The organism is Hyphomonas sp., from assembly GCF_041398465.1.
Taxonomy (GTDB): Bacteria; Pseudomonadota; Alphaproteobacteria; order Caulobacterales; family Hyphomonadaceae; genus Hyphomonas.
This window is the reverse complement of the sequence record NZ_JAWKUS010000002.1, coordinates 829575-835991: the sequence shown is the minus strand read 5'-3', so window position 1 is coordinate 835991 and position 6417 is coordinate 829575. Positions and strand designations below refer to the sequence as shown.

Sequence of the window (6417 nt, the reverse complement as noted above, 5' to 3'; positions counted from 1 at the left end):
CTCTGGCCCCTGATCTGGGTCCAGGTGCTGATGCTGCGCGCTGAGATCAGGGCGGCCTACGGCAGGGGCGTGAAGTATCACTGGAGCATCACGCCGAACCTGCGCGTTTATCTCGTCAGCATCGACTGGATGCCGGGACAGAAAGCAGAACGCGACTGGCTGAAACCTTCAGAACATTACAATGACCGCCTCGCCGCTGCGTGCGATGGGCGGCTCTTCACGCCGGCTTACACGGCGCGTTGTGCCGGGCCATACGATATCGCGATTGCGCCCGCCGGACGCGGCAGCGCGCTGGCCTGCTTCGTGAACCTGCCGCTGCCGGAAACCTGACGCGCAATCCCGTCCCTGAAAACTCAGCTCATCCGCACAGCGCCTTCACGGGCGTCGCAGGCGCAGGCAGATCTACGGATCGAGCCGCACAGCGCCTTGTGAGGCGTTGCCCACATGTGCCGCGTAGACCTTCAGGGCACGGCTCACCTTGCGGGGGCGTTCCTCGGCCGGTTTCCAGGCCTTGTCGCCCTTGGCCTCCATGGCGGCGCGGCGCTCTGCGATTTCCGCGTCCGAGAGTTTCGCATGGATGGTGCGGTTCGGGATGTCGATCTCGATGATGTCGCCTTCCTCGATCAGGCCGATCAGGCCACCTTCCGCCGCTTCCGGGCTGACATGGCCAATCGAAAGCCCTGACGTGCCGCCGGAGAAACGCCCGTCGGTGATCAGCGCGCAGGCTTTGCCGAGCTTCATCGATTTCAGGTACGAGGTCGGGTAGAGCATTTCCTGCATGCCGGGGCCGCCGCGCGGGCCTTCATGGCGGATGATGACCACATCGCCCGCCTTCACGCCCTTGTTCAGGATGCGCTTGCAGGCGTCTTCCTGGCTATCGCAGACGACGGCCGGGCCGGAGAATTTGAGGATCGAGTCGTCGACGCCGGCGGTTTTCACGACGCAGCCCTGTTCCGCGAGATTGCCGAACAGGACGGCCAGGCCGCCATCCTGAGAGAAGGCATGCTCGGCAGAGCGGATGACGCCTTTCTCCCGGTCGGTGTCGAGTTCCTTGTAACGACGCGACTGGCTGAACGCCTCGGTGGTGCGCACGCCGCCGGGCGCGGCCAGGAACAGTTCCTGAACTTCGGGATCGTTGCTGACGCGGATGTCCCACTTGCCGAGCGCTTCGGCCAGCGTGTCGGAGTGGATCGTGCGAACGGATGTGTCGAGCTTCCCGGCGCGGTCGAGCTCACCCAGGATTCCGAAGATGCCGCCAGCGCGGTGGACGTCTTCCATGTGGACGTTGGCCACGGCGGGCGCGACCTTGCAGAGGCACGGCGTTGAGCGGCTGAGCCGGTCGATATCGTCCAGCGTGAAGTCCACCTCGCCCTCGCGGGCAATGGCGAGCAGGTGAAGGATCGTATTGGTCGAGCCGCCCATGGCGATGTCGAGCGTCATCGCGTTCTCGAACGCCGCCTTGTTGGCGATGCCGCGGGCGGAGACGGATTTGTCCCCGTCTTCATAATAGAGCTTGGTCAGTTCCACGATGCGCTGGCCGGCGCGGCGGAACAGGGCTTCGCGGTCGGCATGGGTGGCCAGCGTCGAGCCGTTGCCCGGCAGGCCGAGGCCCATGGCTTCGGCGAGGCAGTTCATGGAGTTCGCCGTGAACATGCCGGAGCAGGAGCCGCAGGTCGGGCAGGCATTCTGCTCGAACTCTTCGACTTCGGCATCGGTCCGGTCGGGGTTCGCCGCTTCGATCATGGCGTCGATCAGGTCGACCGCGCGCAGTTCGCCGTCGATGTTCACCTTGCCGGCCTCCATCGGGCCGCCGGAGATGAAGACGACCGGAATATCGAGGCGCAGCGCCGCCATCATCATGCCGGGGGTGATCTTGTCGCAATTGGAGATGCAGACCATCGCATCGGCACAATGGGCGTTGACCATGTACTCGACGCTGTCGGCGATCACTTCGCGGCTCGGCAGGGAATAGAGCATGCCGTCATGGCCCATCGCGATGCCGTCATCGACCGCGATCGTGTTGAATTCCTTGGCCACACCGCCCGCCGCGACGATCTCGCTGGCGACCATCTGGCCGAGGTCTTTCAGGTGCACGTGGCCGGGCACGAACTGGGTAAAGGAGTTCACCACCGCGATAATCGGCTTGCCGAAATCGCTGTCCTTCATGCCGGTGGCGCGCCAAAGGCCACGGGCGCCGGCCATGTTACGGCCATGGGTCGAAGTGCGTGAACGGTAGAGAATTGCCACTTTGTGCCTCGTTTTCAGTGCTCGGCAGGGGCTTACCTGCCGGGCGGGCGATTATCAATCATGACGAAGGGGGAACGGCCAGCCCCCGGATGTTGCCGGACCTGCTGGCAGGATCAGCGCGCGGCGGCTTTCACGGCTGGTTGTACCGGGCCAAGGCAGCGCATGCCGCCGATCACCGGTTCCAGCCGGGCGCGGGCAGCCTGATAGGCATCGTCGCCGACAGCTGCGATATATCGGGACTGAATCTCGTCCAGGTAACGCTCGTCGCCATCCGCGCAGATACAGGCAACGCGGGCTGGCTTCTCCTGCCGGGACAGCCAGTCGAGTGCACCGAGGATAACCCCGACGCTGGAGAGGCCAACCTTCGACAGCGCGTGATCATGAAGCAGCACGAAGGCCGCGACCGTGGAGGCTTCATCCATGCGGATCATGCCCGGATCGGGCTTCATGCCGGCAAAAGAGGAGCGCCGCTGGCTGCCGAAGGCGGGAATTTTCAGCTTGTCGGTGCACCCCGATGGGCTTTCGAGGAAGGCACAGGAGCTTTCCGGCTCCACCAGGCAAAGCTGGGTAGTGCCCGGACGCGCCTTCAGATAGTCGGCAAAGCCGCGCGAGGTGCCGCCGGAAGAGGAGGTCATGAATACCGCGTCAAACGGGCCATCGGCAAAGAGTTCCGGCGCGGTCCAGTTCTGGTGCGAGGCCGGATTCAGCGGATTGGAATACTGGTTGAGGAAGACCGAACCTTCCGCGTCGGCAATCTCTCCGGCCACGCGTATGCGGGCGGCGTTGGAGGTCTCACCGGGCTTCGGTTCTGCAATCACCAGTCGCGCGCCGGCGCCTTCGATCTGGGCGGCATTATGCGCACTGATCGAGGTGGACGACACAATGGTCGCCGCAATGCCGAGCCGTTGGCAGATGCAGGCGAGCGCATTGCCGTAATTGCCCGAGGAGGCATCGACAACGGATTGGACCGGGCCGATCTTCTCGATCGTTCTGGACAGGATGTACCAGGCCACGCGGTCCTTGACCGATCCGAACTCATTGCAGCGCTCTTCTTTCACCAGCAATTCGTGGGTCAGATTGCCAATCCTGATCTGATAAACGGTCAGGGGCGTGTGGCCGATTTTGAAGGGACAGCTGGCGACGGCGGTGGAAAATGGCATAAGCCTGCCTCGGTCTGCGTTTCGCAATGCAACATAGCTAGCAGGCCGAATCGTTCACGCAAATGTGACAACTGCGTCTGGCCACATTGCAATTTTGTATGCTTTTGCGACGGGCAGCGGCGCTTCAAGGGCAGACAGCCTAGTGCGCCTCGGCCCAGTTGCTGGCGGCGCGGGCATCGACTTCCAGCGGTACCGACAGGTCCATGGCAGGGCTGGCGGCTGATTGCATGGTCTCTTTTGCGACCTTGATCAGCTTTGCCGCGTCCTTCTCCGGACACTCGAAGACCAATTCGTCGTGCACCTGCAGCAGCATCCGGGCCTTCAGCTTCGCCTTGGCGAGGGCTTCCGGCATTCGGATCATGGCGCGCTTGATGATATCGGCGGCTGAGCCCTGGATCGGCGCGTTGATGGCCTGGCGTTCGGCAAAGGCCTTTTGCGGGCCCTTCGATTGGATGCCGGCAAGGTGCACTTTCCGGCCGAACGCAGTCTGCACATAGCCGTGCTCCTTCGCGAAGGCCTTGGTCTCGTCCATATAGGCGCGGATGCCGGGAAAGCGTTTGAAATAGGTCTTGATGTATTCAGAGGCTTCCGACTGCGGGATGCCCAGCTGGCGGGCGAGGCCGAAGCCGGAAATGCCGTAGATGATCCCGAAATTGATCGCCTTGGCCTGACGGCGAACCATCGGATCCATGCCCTCAATGGGCACGCCGAACATCTCGCTGGCGGTCATGGCGTGAATGTCGAGGCCATCCTTGAAGGCCGTCTTCAGCGCATCGATGTCGGCCATGTGCGCGAGCACGCGCAGCTCGATCTGGCTGTAGTCCGCACTGACCAGAACATTGCCCTCATCGGCAATAAAGGCTTCGCGGATCTTGCGGCCTTCCTCGGTCCGCACCGGAATATTCTGCAGGTTCGGATCGGAAGAGGACAGGCGCCCGGTCTGCGCGACCGCCATGGAGAAGCTGGTATGGACCCGGCCCGTCTCCTTGTTGATGGCGGCCTGCAGCGCTTCGGTATAGGTCGAGCGGAGTTTCGACAGCGTCCGCCAGTCGACAATCGTGCGCGGCAGTTCGTGGCCTTCGGCCGCGAGGCCTTCGAGCACATCGGCATCCGTCACCCAGGCGCCGGTCTTGGTCTTCTTGCCGCCTTCAATGCCCATCTTGTCGAACAGGATTTCGCCCAGCTGTTTGGGGCTCGAAATCTTGAACTCCTCGCCGGCCTGTTCGTAGGCTTCGGCTTCCAGCGCGGCCATGCGCTGGGAGAAATCGGACGAGAGACGCGAGAGCTTGTCCCGGTCCACCTTGATGCCTTCGCGTTCCATGGCGGCGAGGACGGGCACCAGCGGGCGTTCCTCTGTCTCGTAGACCGTTGTGACTTTCTCTGTGTGCAGAAGAGGCTTGAACGTTTGCCACAGGCGTAGCGTGACATCGGCGTCTTCGGCGGCGTACTCGGTGGCTTTATCCAATGCGACACGATCAAAAGTGACCTGCGATTTTCCGGTGCCGGCAACGTCCTTGTAGGAAAGCGGTACGTGGCCGAGGTATTTCTCTGACAAGAGGTCCATGCCGTGACCGTGCTTGCCGGCGTTCAGCACATAGGACAGCAGCATCGTGTCATCGATCGGCGCGACATGGATGCCGTGCTGGGCGAAGATGTTCAGGTCATACTTGATGTTCTGGCCGATCTTCAGGACGGCATCATCCTCAAGCAGCGGCTTCAGGGCCTTGATCGCATCCTTCATCCGGACCTGACGGGGCGGGTCGGCACCGAACATGTCGCCATCGCCGGTATCGTTCGGGTCGACATGTGCAAGCGGGATATAGCACGCCTCGTTCGGGGCGAGCGCGAGCGACACGCCGACGAGATTTGCGGTAACGGAGTCCAGGCTGTCGGTCTCCGTATCCACGGCGACATAGCCCTGCTTCTTGGCTCGGGCGATCCAGTCTTCGAGGTCCTTGAAGTCGCGCACGCACTCATACTTCGTCCGGTCGATCGGGTCTTCCGCAGGCGGAGCAGCCTCCAGCGCGCCTTCCTTCTCCATCATCTCGCGGACGCGGCGGGTGATGGTCTTGAACTCCATTTCCTCGAGGAAGCCGAGCAGCGTGTCCGGCTCCGGGTCCTGCACGGCGAGGTCTTCCAGCGAGACCTCCAGCGGCACGTCATCCTTCAGCGTGACGAGGTCGCGCGAGAGGCGGATCTGGTCGGCGAAATTGATCAGCGTCTCGCGGCGCTTGGGTTGCTTGATTTCCTCGGCGCGGGCCAGCAGCGTGTCGAGATCGCCATACTCGCTGAGCAGGGTGGCCGCCGTTTTTACGCCGATCCCGGGAGCCCCCGGCACATTGTCGACGCTGTCGCCCGCCAGCGACTGGACGTCGACGACCTTTTCTGGTCCGACTCCGAACTTCTCGAACACTTCCTCCCGGCCCATGGTCTTGTTCTTCATCGTGTCGAGCATGACGATCTTGTCGGTGACAAGCTGCATCAGGTCCTTGTCGGACGAGACGATGGTGACGCGCGCGCCTTTGGCTTCCGCCTCGCGGGCATAGGTCGCGATCAAATCATCAGCCTCGAAGCCTTCCATCTCGATGGCGTGAGCGGCGAAGGCTTCGGCGGCGCGGCGAACCAGAGGGAATTGCGGGCGCAGCTCTTCCGGCGGCTCGTCCCGGTTGGCCTTGTACTGGTCGTACAGATCGTTCCGGAATGTGTGGGATGAGGCGTCAAAGATACAGGCGAAGTGGGTCGGCCGTTCGTCGCCCTTGAGGTCCTCGAGCAGTTTGAACAGCATGTTGCAGAACCCGCTGACGGCCCCGATGGGCAGCCCGTCAGACGAGCGGGTCAGCGGCGGCAATGCGTGGAAGGCCCGGAAGATATAGGCGCTGGCATCGACCAGGTAGAGGTGGCTGTCCTTGGTGACGGGGGCGGTGGCCATGGGCGAGAATCCTTTTCTGCCCGATGGTTTAGCCGCCAGAGCATCGCGCGTCACCCGCCCGAAACCCCGGGAAGGATTCTG

General features: G+C 62.8%; 4 protein-coding genes. 1 reads left to right on the top strand and 3 read right to left on the bottom strand.

All coding sequences use genetic code 11. The annotated features are described in order from the left end of the window. A partial coding sequence (locus R3C98_RS10480; protein ID WP_371314009.1) for a hypothetical protein occupies positions 1 to 330 on the top strand: 330 nt, incomplete at its 5' end. 72 nt (positions 331 to 402) lie between these two features. Here the strand turns inward: R3C98_RS10480 and ilvD are convergent. From ilvD to polA, 3 genes are all read right to left on the bottom strand, one after another. Beyond that, positions 403 to 2241, bottom strand: coding sequence for a dihydroxy-acid dehydratase (gene ilvD / locus R3C98_RS10475; protein ID WP_371314036.1), 1839 nt, complete (start codon positions 2239 to 2241; stop codon positions 403 to 405). Positions 2242 to 2360: 119 nt separating this feature from the next. Beyond that, on the bottom strand, positions 2361 to 3407 hold the full coding sequence (locus tag R3C98_RS10470) for a PLP-dependent cysteine synthase family protein (protein WP_371314008.1): 1047 nt from the start codon (positions 3405 to 3407) through the stop codon (positions 2361 to 2363). Positions 3408 to 3546: 139 nt separating this feature from the next. Continuing rightward, positions 3547 to 6336, bottom strand: coding sequence for a DNA polymerase I (gene polA, locus R3C98_RS10465; protein ID WP_371314007.1), 2790 nt, complete (start codon positions 6334 to 6336; stop codon positions 3547 to 3549). Positions 6337 to 6417 lie beyond the last annotated feature (81 nt).